Raw genomic sequence first — 14,828 nt, 5'->3', positions numbered from 1 at the left:
ATGGAAAAATTATCACTCTACCAAAAACTGCACAAAATCCAAAAAGAGCTTATTGGCTTAAAAAAAGATAAGAAATCATTTAACTATGAATATACTTCTGGGGAAAAAGTGATTAATCACCTTAAACCACTAATGAACGAATATTCATTGCTTCTAAAACAGGAAATTCTTTCTATTGAAAACGAACGTCAGGATTATGTAACGATAAACAAAGACAAAACCGAAAAAAATAACTCGGAAATTCTTTCTAAAGTTGAAATGAAATTTACATGGATTGATGTAGAAACAGGAGATACCGATATAAATCTTTTCGGAGCTAACGGCCAGAACGGATGGGATAAAGGCGTTGGTTCCGCTCTTACTTACGGTGAAAGATATTTTCTTCTAAAGTACTTCCATATAGACACTTCTAAAGATGATGTAGACGCTAAAAACAATATAACGCCTGAGCAGCAGGATGAAATTGTAAAAGACATTTTAGAGAGCATAAGTAAAAGCAGAACAAAAGATGAATTAATGGAGGTTTGGGAAAGTATTTCAGAAGAACAACAGATTAGAACCAAAATAGAGTTCTCTAAAAAACACACTTCACTTACAAAAGCTAAATAATGGATTTTACAAAATATATATTCAGATCTCATATGGTTGGCAATATAATTAATGTTCCTAAACCATTAACAGCAGATCAGGCTTCTACCTTAATAAAATACAGAGAAAGGAATTCTGGAGTAGGCAGGATCTTGACTGAAAAACAGAAAGACGATTTAAAAGACCTTGAATATAAGGAAATGAAAAGTCGAAAATTTGAACTTTCAGATTTCAATAAAGCTGAATTAACTAAGATTGTATGTTATGAAAAATCCGGGAGATCAAAAATACTTGAAAATGCATATCTGGAAAAAGGCTTAAAAGTTGAAAAATCGGCCAGAGATTTAATCTCTAAAGTTCTTAAAATATTATTGACTTCAGATGATGAAAGAAAATCAAATAATTGGGTGACAGGCAAGCGTGATGTTTTTTCTAAAAGTGTAATCCCGGATATTAAGTCTACATACAGTTATGAAACTTTCATTAAACACCTATTAGAATCGGCTAGTTCTCTTTATCTAAGACAGCTTGATAGCTATATGGATCTGTGGAAAATTTATGAATCACTGCTTTGCTTTGTTCTTATTGACACTCCTTCAAATCTAGTAGATAGGGAAATTATTAAATCTTCATACTCTAAAGATATTTTAACATTTGACGGTGATATTAAAGATTCAGGCATTGAAGATGTGAAAAGAATAATTACAAATCACATTTATACTAGAGCTGGCTTAGAAAAATATTGTACAGAATCTTCATACGCATACATTGAATGGTTTGATGATTTTGTAGAAATACCAGACGCTGAAAGAATTCATATGATTCCTCATTCATTTGATAAGATTAGAATAGAGCAACGAAACGAATGCATAAATCTCGGCAGAGAATTTATGAACACAGTAAAACCAATAAATAATATAATACAAATAATAGCATAGCATGGAAATACAAGGAACAATTAAAAGAATCGGAAATCCTGAAACATTCGCTTCAGGATTTCAAAAAAGAGAATTCGTAATACTAACTACAGAACAATATCCACAACCTATTAACATAGAGGTTATGGGAGATAAGATTGACATTCTTGACCCGATTAAAGAAGGTGATAATGTAAATGTTGGAATCAATATTCGTGGCAGAGAATGGACTTCTCCATTAGGCGAAACTAAATATTTCAACTCGATAGTTGCCTGGAAGATTCAAAAACTTTCCTGATGAAAGAAAAAGACGGATACTGGACTGGCCGAGATAGCAATGGCCTATTCAAATGGAACGAAAAACGCTTAATCCGAATTGAAAACGACAAAAAGAAAAACAATGAGAAATCCAAAACCAAACCCAGAAATTGAGGCAATAAGATTAAGTCTATGTAAAGACTTGGGTTACCTACCAGGTGATAAAATTCCAAATAGTAGTGTATCAATAGCATTAGGAAAAATAGATGCCGAAGCAACCCTAATTTACGCAAAAACACTTAATCGTAAAGCCAGATTCGCAAAGCCTGGAGAATGCCAGTACACAATTGAGTTGGAAGGCAAAAGACAGGTTAAACCTGATGATAAGCCAGAAAAACTATTTAATGGTCTTTTATCAACAAGACAGGCAGCAGAAGTACTTAAAATATCTGTAATGAATCTTCAACAACATCGAAGAATGGGAAAAGTTTCCGCTGAAAAAATAGGAAACAGAATGTTTTTCAAACCAGAAGAAGTTGAAAGATTTAGAATTCAAAGAGCTATTGATAAGCTTTAAAAAAACTACCATGCATTAGTGATGTTTTAGCATGGGTACCGAATTGAAATAACTTAAGTTTTAATGAATGATATGGCACAATTAGGATTTACATTTTATCCTAAAGATTGGTGGACCAGCGATTCGTTCTACACTTTGAATCCCTTTGAAAGATATATTTACTTGGAATTGTTGTTTATGATGTATGACAATTCAGGCTACATATTAAACGAAAAGATTAAAGTTGAGCGTCGTTTATCCACAACTATTAGGGAAGATGTCTGGTTAAAAATTACCGATTTAATGGTCAAAGAAGGTGACCAAATAACCTGCGACAGTGTTAATAAGAGATTAAAAAAAGCAACAGCAAATAGGGAAAACGGGAAAAAAGGAGGAGCGCCTAAAGGCAATAATAATGCTAAAAAAAATGAAAGTGAAGATGAAAAACAACCCAAACAACCCAAAAAAACAACCCAAAACAACCCACCTTATAAAGAGAAAGAGAATAATAATATAATTACTACTAACAGTATTAATAATCTATATAATTATTCTTTTGTGAAAATCGATGATTTCCACGAGCTCTATAAAAAATTTGAATTTGAGAGAAAGTATTTGTTTCTGGCTTACAAGTTTTGGGAAATGTGGAACAAGGAGAATCCAAATCAGAAAACTTTAACAGATGCCAAAATTTCAAAATGGTATGAGGCAATCAGGTTGATTGTTGAAGTGGATAAGCAAAAACCGGATAAGCTGATAGGTATTTACTGCTATTTTCAGAAATGCGCAAGTAAAGAATCTGGATTTGATGATTTCTGGTTCAAGACAGTAAAATCGGTTTCAGCATTCAGAAAGAAGGACAAAGACGAAGTTTACTACCTGGATAAAATCATCAGTCACGTAAACAACAAAATAGGCAAAGATCAAGATTTTTCAAGACTCGTACAGGACACAATTAAAAAATTCAACAAATGAAAGCAATTAGACACCTCAAAAATCGATTTGAATACGCTTTAGGTGGTTCTGGTTCAATTAAGGTAAATCAGAATGATATTGACGCTTTAAATGCGTTGATAAAAGAAGAAAATACAAAATGTAGAAATACTGAGCTTGAAGATTCATTGATTTTATTCTATCTTTTGTCTGCTTACAAGGTTCAAAACATTAAAAACAAAGCTTTTCTACAAGAGAAAAACGAAGATGAAATTAGATTTCCATTAGGAATGCCCGAGGCAAGTGTAATACTAAACAAATTATCCAGCAGAATAAATCCTAAACAGCAAATAATTCAAATGATTGCCGATGAGCTTTGGATTTATCAGGAGTACGAGAGAATACCGAAAGACAGGGATTTGTACATAAAGGAAATGTATTCAGAGCAGGATTGGGAGCAAAAAGATCACCTGTCGAATTTAAAAGTAACTAAACAAGAAATGATCCAGATAAAAAAGGAAGACAGGATTACTTTTGAGCAGGTAGAAGAGTTGTTAAATAAGTCCATTGCTTACGCTAAAGATAATTTTCCAATGTTTAAAAAGCTAGATCAAGGATTCGCTAAATTCATGAAAATAGAACCGTTAAGTAGTAGGGTATGATAGAGGAATTAAAGCCTATTGGACAGGTTGAAAAGCCAGCAGAAATCATAAATTTAAATGATTACCTGGTAAGTCCTGATGAAGATATTCCAGAACCCACTCCAATATTGTCAATAAAAGAATTTGGGCGTAAAATTCCAATATTCACAGAAGACAATGTTTCAATGATTTTTGGTCCTGCAAAATCAAGAAAATCAGCGTTGATCAGATCTATTTGTCAAACGGTTTTATCCGGAGAAAATGATAAAATGTTTTCAAATTATTACAGTAACAACATAGCTGTTTTTGACACTGAACAATCAAGATTTCATTGTCTAAGATCAACTAGAATAATCTGGAATATGACTCAACAGGCTATTAATTATTTCTGTATTTCGACTTTAAATAAAGATCAAAAGAAGAAAATAGTTGAAGACTTTTTAATGCAGAATCAGGATTGCGGAATGGTAATACTTGACAACATTGTTCACTTCGTTGGAGACTTTAACAGTGCTCAGGAAAGTTCAGAAGTTACAGAGTGGGTTTTGAATATGAAAAGCAAGTATAAAACACATATTCTGGTTGTCCTTCACGAGAATGCATCATCAGGCTTTATTAAACCAAGGGGGCATTTAGGAACTAACCTTATGAATCTTTGCGAAACAGCGATAAGAATACAGAAAGATCCGAATGATAAATTTCAAAGTATAGTTTCTGCAGCATTGACAAGAGGGAGGGGGTTTGAAGATTTTGCATTAACAATGGATGATCAAATGATTCCTTATCTGGGTGATTTAAGTCCATATGAAAAAGAAAATTTTAAATTATGAATTATTCAAAATTATTAAAAAATACGGCAAATAGAGTTCCGGTGTCAGTTTCATTTATCAACACCGCCCCAATAAAACAAAAACCACTGATAAAGCCTTTAACTGGACCGCAAAACTATAATGAAAAAGACCGTAATGAAGTTGAAAAGTGGTTAAGCTTCTGCGCTATCGGAACAACTATGGTAGATACCGGGACTAAGATGTTAAAAAACAAAGGTTTGATTCATTCGCGAGACGGAGTGTTTGATCTAATTACGGCTTTTAAACAACTTAATAAACATTTTACAGGCAATGAAAATTTTGATCAAAAAGAATTAGGGATTGATGATTTTGTTTTCACATTCTTAACTTCCACTGAAGAACAGCAACAGAGGGTGATTAAATTCCAGGAATCGCTTTTGAGAAAAAGTTAGTTTTTCTTTAAAACTCCTCTCCATTCTCCATTCTCATTATATGAATGTTCTGCGTACTGATCTGAAGCAATAAGTTCAAAAACAGAACATTCGAGAGCGTCGGCGCACTTTTGTATTAGCTCCATTTTAGGGCCTCTTTTTAACCTCTGATTAAAATCGATATAGCTTATGCCAATCCTTGAACACATTTCTTGTAATGTGATCCCCTTACGTGTAGCTACATCTTTAATTCTGAATTCCATATTGCAAATATACGATATAAATAATAATGTTTATACGTGAAGATAAAAATAAATTAAAAAGTTTATAATATATTTGTTTATATAAATAAATGTGTTTATATTTGTAACAGCAAAATCGAACAACAATTAAAATTTACAACGACATGAAAAGGTATAGATTTAAAATTACATCGAGAAATAATAATTCAGTATTGGGTACTGGTGCTTTTACTTCATCGAAAGAAATGAACCCTACAGAGCAAATAGATTTTTTCCATCAATATACAAACGGAAGGTATTTAAATCAGGAAAATTTTGTAATCATTGAAATTGGAGAAGAGAAGCCTGATTAAAATAAAATTCACATGGTTAGTTTTTCCGGGTGGCGGATTCCAAAGCCCGGTTTTATTTCAAACAAAATATTTTTTTAAAAATGAAAGATTATTTCAGAAAATCAAATCCAGAATACATCAATATTATTTGTGAAATTGAAACGATAGAAAGCAGAATTAATTCTGGTATTATCACAAATAATAAAACTCTAAAGTACAAAAATAGAGATCTTAAAAGGCTCTACGAAAAACTAAAAATAACAGATAAATATTTAGACTAATGAAAACTAAGTATATAAAAGTGTCGACAGCTGATCGACTGCCGGATGAATCCGATTACTTTAATACAGATGATGGATGGGTTCAATTTAACATTCACGATAAAAAATTTTGGTTAGAAGGTGTATATGAAGTACATCCTAAATACTGGCTAGAAGAAGTAAATGACTATGAGGATGAGATGATGGAGCTTCTAACCGAATTAACCGAGGCAATAGAATTTGAGTCTATTATCATTAAAGAAAACATTGATAATGATGGATGGGAAAATTTCGGAGGAAGACTTTATGACAAAGCAAAAAATTTACTAACGAAAATAAAAGAATCATGAGATATTTAAAGACACACTATGATCCTTTCGCAAATCCATCAGACGAAGAAAGCTGGAGCGAAACTGGAATTTGTGGGACTTATCTTAATGATGGAAATTCTACAAACGATAAAGATATGGTATCCTGCCAAAAATGTAAAAACCTATTCGTTAAATCAGATATAGAAGTTGCAAGAGCAAGACAGCAAGAGCTTGATGATATGCAGGGTTTCGTTGACTTTATGAACGAATCAAACAAAAAATAAAACGGAAACCCGGACGTATTCTAAAGGGGAAAACAACAACAATTTAAAGTAAGGTCAAAGTTCGCAAAACATAGCGAACGCACCAGACTTATGTCAAATTAAAAAAATATAACAATGGCAATAGAATATAATTCAGAAGAAATGCTTGAAAAGTATGGTTTAAATTCTGAGCAAAAAAAAGCTGCAAAAGCAGTGTTTTCAGCAATGCGAAAGGCTGGAAAATTAGGAGTTGAATTTTGGGATATGTATGGAACTCTGACAGCTTACAATGGGAAGAAGTTCAGGGGAATTTCAATGGATGACATTCCAAATGCGATTCAGGTTGTGAATTCAGAAGGTTCAGAATTGACATATTGGGAACAATTAGAAAATTTTAGTCCTGGCTGTTCTGATGATGATGCATTGACCTACATACGATTAGGTTATAATGGCTATTTAAATCTAAAAATTACAGAAAAACACAATGATGGTGTATCATTCGAGTATGAATATAAGTCCTCTAAAAGAAGAAGAAAGTTTGCCTACAGATTTAACTATGTTTCACAGTACTCGCCTAATGTCGCTCAGCTGGATTTTTTGAGAAGTAAAGGTTACGCTTTACCATGGATGAATCTAAATATTGATACCCTTGAAAAATACGGATGGATAAAACTTAAAGAAAACTAGCCATGAGTCACCAAGAGAAACAAGAGATCTTTGATCAGTATGCAAGAACCAGAGAATTTGAAAACTGGAATGATTTAAAAAATTGCTGTATAGAATTCGATATTGACTTAGATGAGTACATTTTCGAAGCCTGCGATTTCGTCCAGGAGGAACAGCAGAAGAGAATAGCGGAGAATGCTACCATAAACTATTCCTCAGAAGATCAATATTTTTTTATTGACGAATACTCAATCATTAACCCCGAAAACAAAATACAATAATGGAAAAGATAAAAAACCTAATGAAAAAAGCTGATGATTTATCTACTAAAGCTGATTTAGCATGTGGAGCAATTGTTATTGAAATATTAAAAAAATATAAGAAAACAAGAGATGCTGAAATTGAGAACAGTTTTGTTGAGGATTTAGGATGTTTTAGCCAGGCTGGTGATGGATTGGTTTTTACTGATGAAGTCGGAAGCAATGTCCCGGTATGTGATATTGTTGCATTAATTGAAAGTAATGGGTATTTCACGTATGATGATTTTATTAATTCGAGGATATGAAAGCACTAGAAGAACTAACAGCGGATTTACGGGGAAAATTGCCGAGGCTTTTAATTTCATTTTCAGGAGGAGAAACTTCAGCTTATATGCTATGGTGGATATTAGAGAACTGGAAATGGAGATATGAGATACAAGTAGTATTTGCGAATACTGGGCAGGAGAATGAGGAAACTCTTGAATTTGTTGAAAAATGTAGCGAATACTTTGATGTCAGAGTGATATGGGTAGAAGCTGTTTTTAATATGCAGTATCGAAAAGGAACTACACACAGAATAGTTGATTTCAAATCAGCTTCTAGAAATGGTGAACCTTTCGAGCAGATGATAAAAAAACACGGAATTCCAAATCAGACAACGCCTCATTGCAACCGAGAATTAAAACTTTATGCAATTAATTCATATTTAAAATCAATAAAGTGGAAAGATTACTATACAGCCATCGGTATCAGAGTAGATGAGTTTGACCGAATGAATGCAAAAAGAGAAGAAAATAAAATCCTCTATCCATTGATTAAAGAAAAACCTATGACTAAAAAAATGATTAATCAATGGTGGAATCAACAGCCGTTTAGGTTGAAATTGAAAGGTTATCAAGGTAACTGCAAAACCTGCTGGAAAAAATCAGATGCAAAACTGTTCACGTTGGCAAAGGAAAATGAGGGACAGTATGATTTCTTTAGAAATATGGAGCTAAAATATGAGAACTATGTGCCAGCAAGTAGATTGGATAAAATTAAAAAAAGAGGTGAAGTTCCAAATCTACCATGTCGATTCTTCAGAAAAAACAGAAGTGTTCAGGAGATGATTAATGAAGCAAAAACATTCAATAAAAGAGTTGTTGACGATGCGATGGAATTTCCAGAATTGAACCTATTCGATCTATTAGAAGAAGAAAGTTGCGATATATACTCTGAATGTGGGATTGATAATTAAAAGACCAATCCCCTGAACTAATAAACTTCCTTCACGGATTAATAAAAAAATAACGTCTTACTGACATTAGGAAAACGATAACCAAAAAAATAAAATAAAATGAAAATTAGAAGTAAAATATGCGAAATACAATATTTATCAATGTTATGTAAGACTATTGGATTCGATTGCTTTACTGACTTTGCTGCTCATGTAAATCAGTTTTCAGTTTCGCTTCACAATGGAAAATGGAACAGAGACAGTCAACCGATTAAAACAGAATTTTACGTTGAAGATTCTCATCATCCATTACAAAAGGCTGACAGTGTTATTTATCAACTAAAACAAATTTTAAAAAAGAACAAAATCAATTATTCTGAATTGATTGAAGTGGAAAGAATTGAAATAGACTATAGATTTTAAAAACAAAACAATGAATAAAGAAGAACAATCATGAAGCAGTTACAATTAGAACTAAACAAAAGGCTCCTTATTGTGGAGTATGAAACAGTCCATGAAATGGAAGTAGAATATTCACTTTACAAAGGTCTTCCGGAAGCTGATAAAGAAGTTTTATGTAAAGGCTCTGAAATAACAGAGGATATTATAAGCCCGTATGTAGAGAATTTCCTTGAAAATATGGATAGTTTAGCCGTTTATCGGAAATATGATGCTACTGAAAAAGACTTTGAAGAAGATCATTGGTCACATTGTGCTGATGATGCTGTAGATTCTTTCGTTTCTGCCGTCAGAGCTTACGGCTACCATTGGGGAGAGAATCCTGTGAAAAAACCAGTAAAAGATAACTACGGGTATCACGAAAATATTAATGTTTTGGATACTCCACCGGAATGGGATGAAGAATGCTATTATGAAGACTTGGATAAATGGCAGAAAGCCGAATCCCGGACGTTTAACCCTGAGAAATGTATAATATGTGAAATACTTAAACCATGAAAATAACATTTAAAAATTACTATGTAATACAGAATATTAATGGAATAATAATGCCTCATACTTTGAGCTATGAAAAAAGGGCATGTATATCTAATTTCATTGAAGGCAGTTCTATGATATGGTATGAAACTAAAAAAAATATGGCTGGAAATGTTTAAAAGTAAATGTGAATTTTGAAATACTGTAATTATGAAAGAGAGATATTTTTTTATTTCATATTCAATTAGAACTGATAAAATTTCAGGATATGGAAACTGGGGGTACATTACAAGAGACGGTAAGTTTTTTAACAAAAAAATTGTAGGAAAATCAATAGCTGAAAAGAGTGGGTTTAATGAGGAGAATGTTGTTATTTTAAATTTTAAAGAATTCAACAACGAGTCAGATTTAAATAATTTTTTTGATCTAAAAGAAAATTAATTACGGAAACCCACAATACCAAATCAAACAACAAAACTAAATTAGTAACATGAAAGAATTTATTAAAGACTGTTTATTGTTTCAGCACAAAGATAGGCAGATGAGAATTATCGGAGTTACAACCTGGCTGAGTATTCTCGGGTTGATAGGATTGTTTTACTGGATATTGTTTTAGTATATTTACTCCATGGAAAACATGGAAGAAATAGAAGCAAAAATACTTGAAAAAGTCAAAGCCGATCATAAAATAAATGGAGGCGCGAATGGAACGGATTTAAATGAACTGGACAAGATAATACAACTCCAAATACCCGAAAGAAATCAGTTGCTGGATAAGATGGTCGCCGAAAAGAAAATAGCTTATCTAAGGCCTTTAAACACAATACGTATTACTTTACCAAAATAACCCCTGCATTAACAGGGGTATTTTTTTGTCCAAAATTTCAATGTTAGTTTATTCAATAAAAATTGTTAGTAAAAACTATAAAAAAAGTTAGAAAATACTTTTTTAACTACACGATTCTTTGTAAATTTACTATAAAGCAGTTGGAAATGAAGGAGATAAAGCCTAAGAAGTGCGCGGTGTGTGGCGGGGAATTTATACCGAGTAAGACTACTCAAAAAGTATGTGATTGGAGCTGCGCAATTTCTTTAGGTCATTCAAATATTCAAAAGCAAAATGCTAAACTTTGGCAGAAAGAGAAGAAGATCAGGAAGGAGAAGCTAAAGACTCACAAAGATTATTTAAACGATTTACAGAAGGTATTTAACGAGTTTATTAGAATTAGAGACAAGGGTAAACCGTGTGTGAGTTGCGGGTGTATGGTTGATGGGAATGGACACGCCTCACATTTTTTTGCGGTTGGATCGCATCCGAATGTAAGATTTAGCGAAGACAATGTTCATGTTAGCTGTGTTGAGTGTAATTTACATAGACACGGGAATCTAGCTGAATATTCTTTAAGACTGCCAAGGCTAATAGGACAAGAAAGATTTGATATGCTTGTTGTGAAGGCTAAACAATCCTTACTTAAGCTTTCAATTCCAGAGATAAAAGAAAAAATTGAGTATTACCGTAATAAAATTAAGGAGATGAAGAAGGAATATGACGGTATTTGATATGATTAATTGTTGTTTAATTACCAAGCACAGATGATGAGTGCAGAAGGGGTGGTTAGTTGGTTGATGAAGTAGGGTGCTTGGTGTTTTTTAGAATTTTAAAATAAAAATATATGAAAGTATTTAATTTCGATATGCACCATGATGTGGTAAAAAAAAACAATGAGATAGACAAGCTTAGAAATGAGATTTGTAAATTATTAGGTAAAGATCTAGAGGCTGAAATATATGAAGATATAAAGATGTATAGCTATTCTTTAGCACTCAACAACTCAACAACTATTATTAGTTTTTTAAAACTAAAATTAAATCAGATTAACTCATGGAAATCGATTACGCCATGAATTTAAAAAAGTATTATTTAGTCTGGTTATTTAGATTTTCTGCGGTTTGGGATGTTCTGACGTGCAAGAAGTTTGTACTTGAATCTTATAAATGTTCAACAAGTAAAATTCACACGCGCACTAAGTTTGACTATGATGAAATAAAAAATACAGATACTAATAAACTGTAATAAACGTGATGCTAGCATATAGGTAATGCGCTACAGCCGTGGATAGGCAAATGAAGTTGGAGTAGAGAATCTGGTTCGAGTCCGGAGTATCAGCGAACATTTTAAGACGAGAGAAGTAAGAGCGACCTTACGACTTTACAATGAAAACAGACTGATCATCTGGATTGTGCACGATTAGAATTGTAAAGGTGGAAAAAGCAAAGCCACGGGGTAAAAGCCGTGGAAACGGGAAAGTAGCTCAGATGGTAGAGCAGTTTAATCTTTTAAAATAGGTGGGAAACCTAATCCATTACTAATGGAAAGTTAAGCGAGGCGGTGGTTCGAATCCATCCTTTTCCACAATAAAAGCAAGCAAGTGCTAAAAGCAATCCGGAGAGAACTGTGAACGTGACGGGAAAACGGAGTAATATTCCTAAGGTGAGAAGTGCGCCAATGTCAATAAGAGAAAGCATATTCAACAAACGAAGGTAACGTTATAGTTTGCTTTTACATGCGAAATGTAGCATAGTGGAATGCTTCGCTAAACGAGAACCTTTAATAGGTGACGTGGGTTCGATTCCCACCATTTCGCCAGTGAGGCATCTGTAATGCTGGCTGATAGGAAAGACTATCATTTTAGATTGATTTAATGCAGTAGGAATTTTTCATATTAATATTTTGTGATTTGGTGTCCCGCTGCTGTAATAGGTAGCGGGGTTTTTAATTTAGGGAGTATGGAGAACAGTGTAGAAAATAAAATTGCCTTTATGGCTCAGTATTACGGACAGAATGTGCTTAGAAGTTACTTTCCAGAGCAAAAAGGTTTAAGTAAGATAGGTGGCATGTGCTTTCATATTCAGCATTTGTTAAAGAACGGATATTTGGAGCTTAAGCGTCTTCCTGATTTAACGGATAAAGATGCGTTGAAAATCGCCGGAATACTGAAATGGAATCATTACACTAATGAAGGTAAAATAAAGCAGGTCAAAAACTTTATTGATTCTTATTTGGACTATCATTCAACAAATATTTCTCCAAATGAATATTTTGAAGTATTAGACTACTTGCGATCAAACGGTTATGCAGTTCCTTACAAAGGACTTACAGTTGAGCAACAAGTTGATTATTTGTGGATTAAAATAAGCTAATTTTCTATGGCAGAGGGAGTGACAGGGAGTGCGGTGAATAAAGAAAAAGAAAAAATTATTTATCCTGATTTCTCACCTTTAGGACAATACCGGAAGTGGGTCAAATACTTGGATAAAAAATACGGGATAAGAAATGGCAAAGAAGAAGAGTGAAGAGAATGAAGGAAGAAAGCCGGATGGAAAGTTTGCGGAGGGGAATAAGTTTTCACCTGGAAGAACACCCGTATATTCAAACGGTGAAGAGCTTGCTGAAAAACTTCTTGAATACTTCGAATGGATTAAAGGGGAGTTTATTATCGAAAGAAAGATAACAAGTAAAACTACCGGAAAAGGGAAAGATGCTGTTACAACGACCGAAGACGAGCCAGTAAAGATATGGACTCGTTATCCAGAGGAACCCACAATGACTGGATTAGCTATGTATCTAGGTTTTGAAAGCAGACAATCCCTTTACGACTATGGGAAAAAAGACGGTTTTTCTTACCCTATAAAAAGAGCCTTACTTGAAGTAGAAAATAATTATGAAAAAGGACTATTTGGAGATAAAGTTGTTGGCGTTATTTGGGGACTTAAAAACATGGGCTGGACAGACAAGACTGAAACAAAACTAACCGGCGATCCAGACAATCCAGTCGAAATAAAAGAACAAACAAAAATCATTTTCACACGTGGTTTTGGAGATTCCAAATAAGTTTGAGCCATTGTTTGAATGGTTGCAATATAAAAGAGGTGGTAAAGATGAATCTAAACCGCCTTTTTCCGTTGCTATACTTACAGGTGGACGTAATTCATTTAAATCATTTACCGCATCTGTAATGCTTGCTGAAGCAGTATCATCATTCAGTCATAGAATACTGTACACTAGATATACAATGACTTCTACAGAAGACTCTGTAATACCTGAATTTAAAGAAAAGCTTGATCTTCTCAATTATGGAGATCGTTTCAACATAAACAAAGACCGGATTATTTATAAAGAAGGAGAAAAGGAAGAGTCAGAGACTACACCAAAGGTTGTTTTCAAAGGGATTAAGACCTCTGCCGGGAACCAAACAGCAAACCTTAAATCTCTAAAAGGGTTTTCAATATTTGTACTGGAAGAAGCTGAGGAAATGCCATCGTTTTCAGAGTGGGATAAAATTCGAAAATCCATCAGAGCAAAAGATGTGTTTAATCTCTGTATTCTGATTCTCAACCCTACAACTAAGGAACATTGGGTGCATAAAGAATTCTTCGAGGAAAGAGGTATTCCGGATGGATGGAATGGTGTAAAAGATGGTGTTTGCTACATCCATACTACCTATAAAGATGGGCAAAGGGATTGGACGGCTGATCACATTATGGAGGACTTTGAGAAGACAGAAGACGCGTATCATCAATACTTATCGACTCCAATGAAAGAACGAGATTCTTTACCAGAAAAAATAAAGAAATGGCACAATTACTATGCGCATTCTGTTCTTGGTGGTTGGCTTGACAAAGCAGAAGGAGTAGTGTTTACAGATTGGATTATTGGTGATTATCAAGAGATTAATTCCACGCTACACGGCCAGGATTTCGGTTTTTCCGTTGACCCTACGACATTGGTCAGTGCATCCATTGATAAGGCCCGGAAAAAGATATATCTGCGGGAAGAATTATACAAAACACATCTTACCACCACGGATATTTATGAGGCTAATAAACGAGTTGCGGGAACTCGTAAGGTTTATGCAGATTCTGCAGAATCAAGACTAATTGAAGAGCTTAGAAAACGGGGAAATAATATTGAAGCAGTTGAGAAAGGTCCGGGAAGCATATCGGCTGGAATTGCTTTAATGCAGGATTATCAGTTGGTGATTGATCCGGGGAGTATAAACCTTATCAAAGAGCTGAACAACTATGTTTGGAGTGATAAGAAGTCAGGCGTTCCGGTTGATGCTTATAACCACCTTATTGATGCTTGTAGGTATGCTTGCTACAAAGAACTCAAAACAACTCGAAATGTCGATCTTAAAAAGCTTGGCAGAATGTTAGGATAATAAAA

Annotated in this window: 29 protein-coding genes and 2 tRNA genes; 30 read left to right on the top strand and 1 reads right to left on the bottom strand. The window is 33.7% G+C overall.

Annotated features, from left to right (window positions below; genetic code table 11):
- From CHRYMOREF3P_RS07465 to CHRYMOREF3P_RS07430, 8 genes are all read left to right on the top strand, one after another.
- Entirely contained in the window at window positions 1–609 is a 609-nt protein-coding gene (locus tag CHRYMOREF3P_RS07465; RefSeq protein WP_180564292.1) for an ERF family protein, read from the top strand.
- A complete protein-coding gene (locus CHRYMOREF3P_RS07460; RefSeq protein ID WP_180564291.1) occupies window positions 609–1,526 on the top strand; it encodes a hypothetical protein in 918 nt (305 codons plus the stop codon). Before CHRYMOREF3P_RS07465 ends, CHRYMOREF3P_RS07460 begins: the two co-directional genes overlap by 1 nt.
- Before the next feature lies 1 nt (window position 1,527).
- On the top strand, window positions 1,528–1,803 hold the full coding sequence (locus CHRYMOREF3P_RS07455; RefSeq protein ID WP_180564290.1) for a DUF3127 domain-containing protein: 276 nt from the start codon (window positions 1,528–1,530) through the stop codon (window positions 1,801–1,803).
- 102 nt (window positions 1,804–1,905) lie between these two features.
- On the top strand, window positions 1,906–2,340 hold the full coding sequence (locus CHRYMOREF3P_RS07450) for a helix-turn-helix domain-containing protein (RefSeq protein WP_180564289.1): 435 nt from the start codon (window positions 1,906–1,908) through the stop codon (window positions 2,338–2,340).
- 72 nt (window positions 2,341–2,412) lie between these two features.
- Entirely contained in the window at window positions 2,413–3,294 is an 882-nt protein-coding gene (locus CHRYMOREF3P_RS07445) for a hypothetical protein (protein ID WP_180564288.1), read from the top strand.
- Window positions 3,291–3,914, top strand: a complete 624-nt coding sequence (locus tag CHRYMOREF3P_RS07440; RefSeq protein WP_180564287.1) for a hypothetical protein — start codon at window positions 3,291–3,293, stop codon at window positions 3,912–3,914. The genes CHRYMOREF3P_RS07445 and CHRYMOREF3P_RS07440 overlap by 4 nt, the downstream gene beginning before the upstream one ends.
- Window positions 3,911–4,723 (top strand): hypothetical protein, encoded by an 813-nt coding sequence (locus CHRYMOREF3P_RS07435; protein ID WP_180564286.1) that lies wholly within the window; start codon window positions 3,911–3,913, stop codon window positions 4,721–4,723. The genes CHRYMOREF3P_RS07440 and CHRYMOREF3P_RS07435 overlap by 4 nt, the downstream gene beginning before the upstream one ends.
- Entirely contained in the window at window positions 4,720–5,136 is a 417-nt protein-coding gene (locus CHRYMOREF3P_RS07430; protein ID WP_180564285.1) for a hypothetical protein, read from the top strand. The genes CHRYMOREF3P_RS07435 and CHRYMOREF3P_RS07430 overlap by 4 nt, the downstream gene beginning before the upstream one ends.
- Here CHRYMOREF3P_RS07430 and CHRYMOREF3P_RS24250 read toward each other — a convergent pair.
- A complete protein-coding gene (locus CHRYMOREF3P_RS24250; RefSeq protein WP_262889585.1) occupies window positions 5,133–5,261 on the bottom strand; it encodes a hypothetical protein in 129 nt (42 codons plus the stop codon). The genes CHRYMOREF3P_RS07430 and CHRYMOREF3P_RS24250 overlap by 4 nt on opposite strands.
- Before the next feature lie 260 nt (window positions 5,262–5,521).
- Here CHRYMOREF3P_RS24250 and CHRYMOREF3P_RS07425 point away from each other — a divergent pair, with 260 nt between their 5' ends.
- The 22 genes from CHRYMOREF3P_RS07425 to CHRYMOREF3P_RS07325 all read left to right on the top strand — a co-directional run bounded on the left by CHRYMOREF3P_RS07425 (window position 5,522) and on the right by CHRYMOREF3P_RS07325 (window position 14,823).
- Complete coding sequence (locus tag CHRYMOREF3P_RS07425) at window positions 5,522–5,710, top strand: hypothetical protein (RefSeq protein WP_180564284.1); 189 nt, start codon at window positions 5,522–5,524, stop codon at window positions 5,708–5,710.
- 80 nt (window positions 5,711–5,790) lie between these two features.
- Entirely contained in the window at window positions 5,791–5,970 is a 180-nt protein-coding gene (locus CHRYMOREF3P_RS07420) for a hypothetical protein (RefSeq protein WP_180564283.1), read from the top strand.
- Window positions 5,970–6,299, top strand: coding sequence for a hypothetical protein (locus tag CHRYMOREF3P_RS07415; RefSeq protein ID WP_180564282.1), 330 nt, complete (start codon window positions 5,970–5,972; stop codon window positions 6,297–6,299). Before CHRYMOREF3P_RS07420 ends, CHRYMOREF3P_RS07415 begins: the two co-directional genes overlap by 1 nt.
- Window positions 6,296–6,544, top strand: coding sequence for a hypothetical protein (locus tag CHRYMOREF3P_RS07410; RefSeq protein ID WP_180564281.1), 249 nt, complete (start codon window positions 6,296–6,298; stop codon window positions 6,542–6,544). Before CHRYMOREF3P_RS07415 ends, CHRYMOREF3P_RS07410 begins: the two co-directional genes overlap by 4 nt.
- A 114-nt stretch (window positions 6,545–6,658) precedes the next feature.
- On the top strand, window positions 6,659–7,210 hold the full coding sequence (locus CHRYMOREF3P_RS07405) for a hypothetical protein (protein ID WP_180564280.1): 552 nt from the start codon (window positions 6,659–6,661) through the stop codon (window positions 7,208–7,210).
- 2 nt (window positions 7,211–7,212) lie between these two features.
- A complete protein-coding gene (locus tag CHRYMOREF3P_RS07400; RefSeq protein ID WP_180564279.1) occupies window positions 7,213–7,470 on the top strand; it encodes a hypothetical protein in 258 nt (85 codons plus the stop codon).
- Window positions 7,470–7,754: a hypothetical protein gene (locus CHRYMOREF3P_RS07395; RefSeq protein WP_180564278.1), complete on the top strand. Its 285-nt coding sequence runs from the start codon at window positions 7,470–7,472 to the stop codon at window positions 7,752–7,754. Before CHRYMOREF3P_RS07400 ends, CHRYMOREF3P_RS07395 begins: the two co-directional genes overlap by 1 nt.
- On the top strand, window positions 7,751–8,686 hold the full coding sequence (locus CHRYMOREF3P_RS07390) for a phosphoadenosine phosphosulfate reductase family protein (RefSeq protein ID WP_180564277.1): 936 nt from the start codon (window positions 7,751–7,753) through the stop codon (window positions 8,684–8,686). Before CHRYMOREF3P_RS07395 ends, CHRYMOREF3P_RS07390 begins: the two co-directional genes overlap by 4 nt.
- Before the next feature lie 99 nt (window positions 8,687–8,785).
- The gene (locus tag CHRYMOREF3P_RS07385; RefSeq protein ID WP_180564276.1) at window positions 8,786–9,088 is read left to right on the top strand and encodes a hypothetical protein; all 303 of its coding nucleotides are present in this window, start codon (window positions 8,786–8,788) and stop codon (window positions 9,086–9,088) included.
- 30 nt (window positions 9,089–9,118) lie between these two features.
- Window positions 9,119–9,622 carry a hypothetical protein gene (locus tag CHRYMOREF3P_RS07380; protein ID WP_180564275.1) on the top strand — a complete coding sequence of 168 codons (504 nt, stop codon included), beginning with the start codon at window positions 9,119–9,121 and terminating at the stop codon, window positions 9,620–9,622.
- Entirely contained in the window at window positions 9,619–9,780 is a 162-nt protein-coding gene (locus tag CHRYMOREF3P_RS07375) for a hypothetical protein (RefSeq protein ID WP_180564274.1), read from the top strand. Before CHRYMOREF3P_RS07380 ends, CHRYMOREF3P_RS07375 begins: the two co-directional genes overlap by 4 nt.
- 31 nt (window positions 9,781–9,811) lie before the next feature.
- Window positions 9,812–10,042 (top strand): hypothetical protein, encoded by a 231-nt coding sequence (locus tag CHRYMOREF3P_RS07370; protein WP_180564273.1) that lies wholly within the window; start codon window positions 9,812–9,814, stop codon window positions 10,040–10,042.
- Window positions 10,043–10,091: 49 nt separating this feature from the next.
- Window positions 10,092–10,217, top strand: a complete 126-nt coding sequence (locus CHRYMOREF3P_RS24245) for a hypothetical protein (protein WP_262889584.1) — start codon at window positions 10,092–10,094, stop codon at window positions 10,215–10,217.
- 21 nt (window positions 10,218–10,238) lie between these two features.
- Entirely contained in the window at window positions 10,239–10,448 is a 210-nt protein-coding gene (locus CHRYMOREF3P_RS07365) for a hypothetical protein (protein ID WP_180564272.1), read from the top strand.
- Window positions 10,449–10,594: 146 nt separating this feature from the next.
- Window positions 10,595–11,161: a recombination protein NinG gene (locus tag CHRYMOREF3P_RS07360; RefSeq protein ID WP_180564271.1), complete on the top strand. Its 567-nt coding sequence runs from the start codon at window positions 10,595–10,597 to the stop codon at window positions 11,159–11,161.
- A 113-nt stretch (window positions 11,162–11,274) separates the two neighbouring features.
- Window positions 11,275–11,505, top strand: a complete 231-nt coding sequence (locus tag CHRYMOREF3P_RS07355) for a hypothetical protein (RefSeq protein ID WP_180564270.1) — start codon at window positions 11,275–11,277, stop codon at window positions 11,503–11,505.
- A 397-nt stretch (window positions 11,506–11,902) separates the two neighbouring features.
- Window positions 11,903–12,014: transfer RNA gene (locus CHRYMOREF3P_RS07350), tRNA-OTHER, on the top strand.
- Window positions 12,015–12,168: 154 nt separating this feature from the next.
- A tRNA-Leu gene (locus CHRYMOREF3P_RS07345) sits at window positions 12,169–12,246 on the top strand.
- A gap of 142 nt (window positions 12,247–12,388) precedes the next feature.
- Complete coding sequence (locus tag CHRYMOREF3P_RS07340; RefSeq protein ID WP_180564269.1) at window positions 12,389–12,802, top strand: hypothetical protein; 414 nt, start codon at window positions 12,389–12,391, stop codon at window positions 12,800–12,802.
- A gap of 6 nt (window positions 12,803–12,808) precedes the next feature.
- On the top strand, window positions 12,809–12,955 hold the full coding sequence (locus tag CHRYMOREF3P_RS07335) for a hypothetical protein (RefSeq protein ID WP_180564268.1): 147 nt from the start codon (window positions 12,809–12,811) through the stop codon (window positions 12,953–12,955).
- Window positions 12,936–13,493 carry a terminase small subunit gene (locus CHRYMOREF3P_RS07330; RefSeq protein ID WP_180564267.1) on the top strand — a complete coding sequence of 186 codons (558 nt, stop codon included), beginning with the start codon at window positions 12,936–12,938 and terminating at the stop codon, window positions 13,491–13,493. Before CHRYMOREF3P_RS07335 ends, CHRYMOREF3P_RS07330 begins: the two co-directional genes overlap by 20 nt.
- Window positions 13,471–14,823 carry a PBSX family phage terminase large subunit gene (locus tag CHRYMOREF3P_RS07325; protein ID WP_262889583.1) on the top strand — a complete coding sequence of 451 codons (1,353 nt, stop codon included), beginning with the start codon at window positions 13,471–13,473 and terminating at the stop codon, window positions 14,821–14,823. Before CHRYMOREF3P_RS07330 ends, CHRYMOREF3P_RS07325 begins: the two co-directional genes overlap by 23 nt.
- Window positions 14,824–14,828: the final 5 nt, after the last annotated feature.

Source organism: Chryseobacterium sp. JV274 (genome assembly GCF_903969135.1).
Classification (GTDB): Bacteria; Bacteroidota; Bacteroidia; order Flavobacteriales; family Weeksellaceae; genus Chryseobacterium.
This window is presented reverse-complemented; position numbering and strand designations above follow the sequence as displayed.

Coding starts and splice junctions, on each gene's coding strand:
- CHRYMOREF3P_RS07360 (WP_180564271.1), top strand. CDS start 10,595: ATGAAGGAGATAAAGCCTAAGAAGTGCGCGGTGTGTGGCGGGGAATTT.
- CHRYMOREF3P_RS07365 (WP_180564272.1), top strand. CDS start 10,239: ATGGAAGAAATAGAAGCAAAAATACTTGAAAAAGTCAAAGCCGATCAT.
- CHRYMOREF3P_RS07465 (WP_180564292.1), top strand. CDS start 1: ATGGAAAAATTATCACTCTACCAAAAACTGCACAAAATCCAAAAAGAG.
- CHRYMOREF3P_RS07420 (WP_180564283.1), top strand. CDS start 5,791: ATGAAAGATTATTTCAGAAAATCAAATCCAGAATACATCAATATTATT.
- CHRYMOREF3P_RS07385 (WP_180564276.1), top strand. CDS start 8,786: ATGAAAATTAGAAGTAAAATATGCGAAATACAATATTTATCAATGTTA.
- CHRYMOREF3P_RS07415 (WP_180564282.1), top strand. CDS start 5,970: ATGAAAACTAAGTATATAAAAGTGTCGACAGCTGATCGACTGCCGGAT.
- CHRYMOREF3P_RS07450 (WP_180564289.1), top strand. CDS start 1,906: ATGAGAAATCCAAAACCAAACCCAGAAATTGAGGCAATAAGATTAAGT.
- CHRYMOREF3P_RS07375 (WP_180564274.1), top strand. CDS start 9,619: ATGAAAATAACATTTAAAAATTACTATGTAATACAGAATATTAATGGA.
- CHRYMOREF3P_RS24250 (WP_262889585.1), bottom strand. CDS start 5,261: ATGGAGCTAATACAAAAGTGCGCCGACGCTCTCGAATGTTCTGTTTTT.
- CHRYMOREF3P_RS07435 (WP_180564286.1), top strand. CDS start 3,911: ATGATAGAGGAATTAAAGCCTATTGGACAGGTTGAAAAGCCAGCAGAA.
- CHRYMOREF3P_RS07355 (WP_180564270.1), top strand. CDS start 11,275: ATGAAAGTATTTAATTTCGATATGCACCATGATGTGGTAAAAAAAAAC.
- CHRYMOREF3P_RS07445 (WP_180564288.1), top strand. CDS start 2,413: ATGGCACAATTAGGATTTACATTTTATCCTAAAGATTGGTGGACCAGC.
- CHRYMOREF3P_RS07410 (WP_180564281.1), top strand. CDS start 6,296: ATGAGATATTTAAAGACACACTATGATCCTTTCGCAAATCCATCAGAC.
- CHRYMOREF3P_RS07395 (WP_180564278.1), top strand. CDS start 7,470: ATGGAAAAGATAAAAAACCTAATGAAAAAAGCTGATGATTTATCTACT.
- CHRYMOREF3P_RS07370 (WP_180564273.1), top strand. CDS start 9,812: ATGAAAGAGAGATATTTTTTTATTTCATATTCAATTAGAACTGATAAA.
- CHRYMOREF3P_RS07330 (WP_180564267.1), top strand. CDS start 12,936: ATGGCAAAGAAGAAGAGTGAAGAGAATGAAGGAAGAAAGCCGGATGGA.
- CHRYMOREF3P_RS07425 (WP_180564284.1), top strand. CDS start 5,522: ATGAAAAGGTATAGATTTAAAATTACATCGAGAAATAATAATTCAGTA.
- CHRYMOREF3P_RS07390 (WP_180564277.1), top strand. CDS start 7,751: ATGAAAGCACTAGAAGAACTAACAGCGGATTTACGGGGAAAATTGCCG.
- CHRYMOREF3P_RS07405 (WP_180564280.1), top strand. CDS start 6,659: ATGGCAATAGAATATAATTCAGAAGAAATGCTTGAAAAGTATGGTTTA.
- CHRYMOREF3P_RS07400 (WP_180564279.1), top strand. CDS start 7,213: ATGAGTCACCAAGAGAAACAAGAGATCTTTGATCAGTATGCAAGAACC.
- CHRYMOREF3P_RS07335 (WP_180564268.1), top strand. CDS start 12,809: ATGGCAGAGGGAGTGACAGGGAGTGCGGTGAATAAAGAAAAAGAAAAA.
- CHRYMOREF3P_RS07455 (WP_180564290.1), top strand. CDS start 1,528: ATGGAAATACAAGGAACAATTAAAAGAATCGGAAATCCTGAAACATTC.
- CHRYMOREF3P_RS07430 (WP_180564285.1), top strand. CDS start 4,720: ATGAATTATTCAAAATTATTAAAAAATACGGCAAATAGAGTTCCGGTG.
- CHRYMOREF3P_RS07460 (WP_180564291.1), top strand. CDS start 609: ATGGATTTTACAAAATATATATTCAGATCTCATATGGTTGGCAATATA.
- CHRYMOREF3P_RS24245 (WP_262889584.1), top strand. CDS start 10,092: ATGAAAGAATTTATTAAAGACTGTTTATTGTTTCAGCACAAAGATAGG.
- CHRYMOREF3P_RS07380 (WP_180564275.1), top strand. CDS start 9,119: ATGAAGCAGTTACAATTAGAACTAAACAAAAGGCTCCTTATTGTGGAG.
- CHRYMOREF3P_RS07440 (WP_180564287.1), top strand. CDS start 3,291: ATGAAAGCAATTAGACACCTCAAAAATCGATTTGAATACGCTTTAGGT.
- CHRYMOREF3P_RS07340 (WP_180564269.1), top strand. CDS start 12,389: ATGGAGAACAGTGTAGAAAATAAAATTGCCTTTATGGCTCAGTATTAC.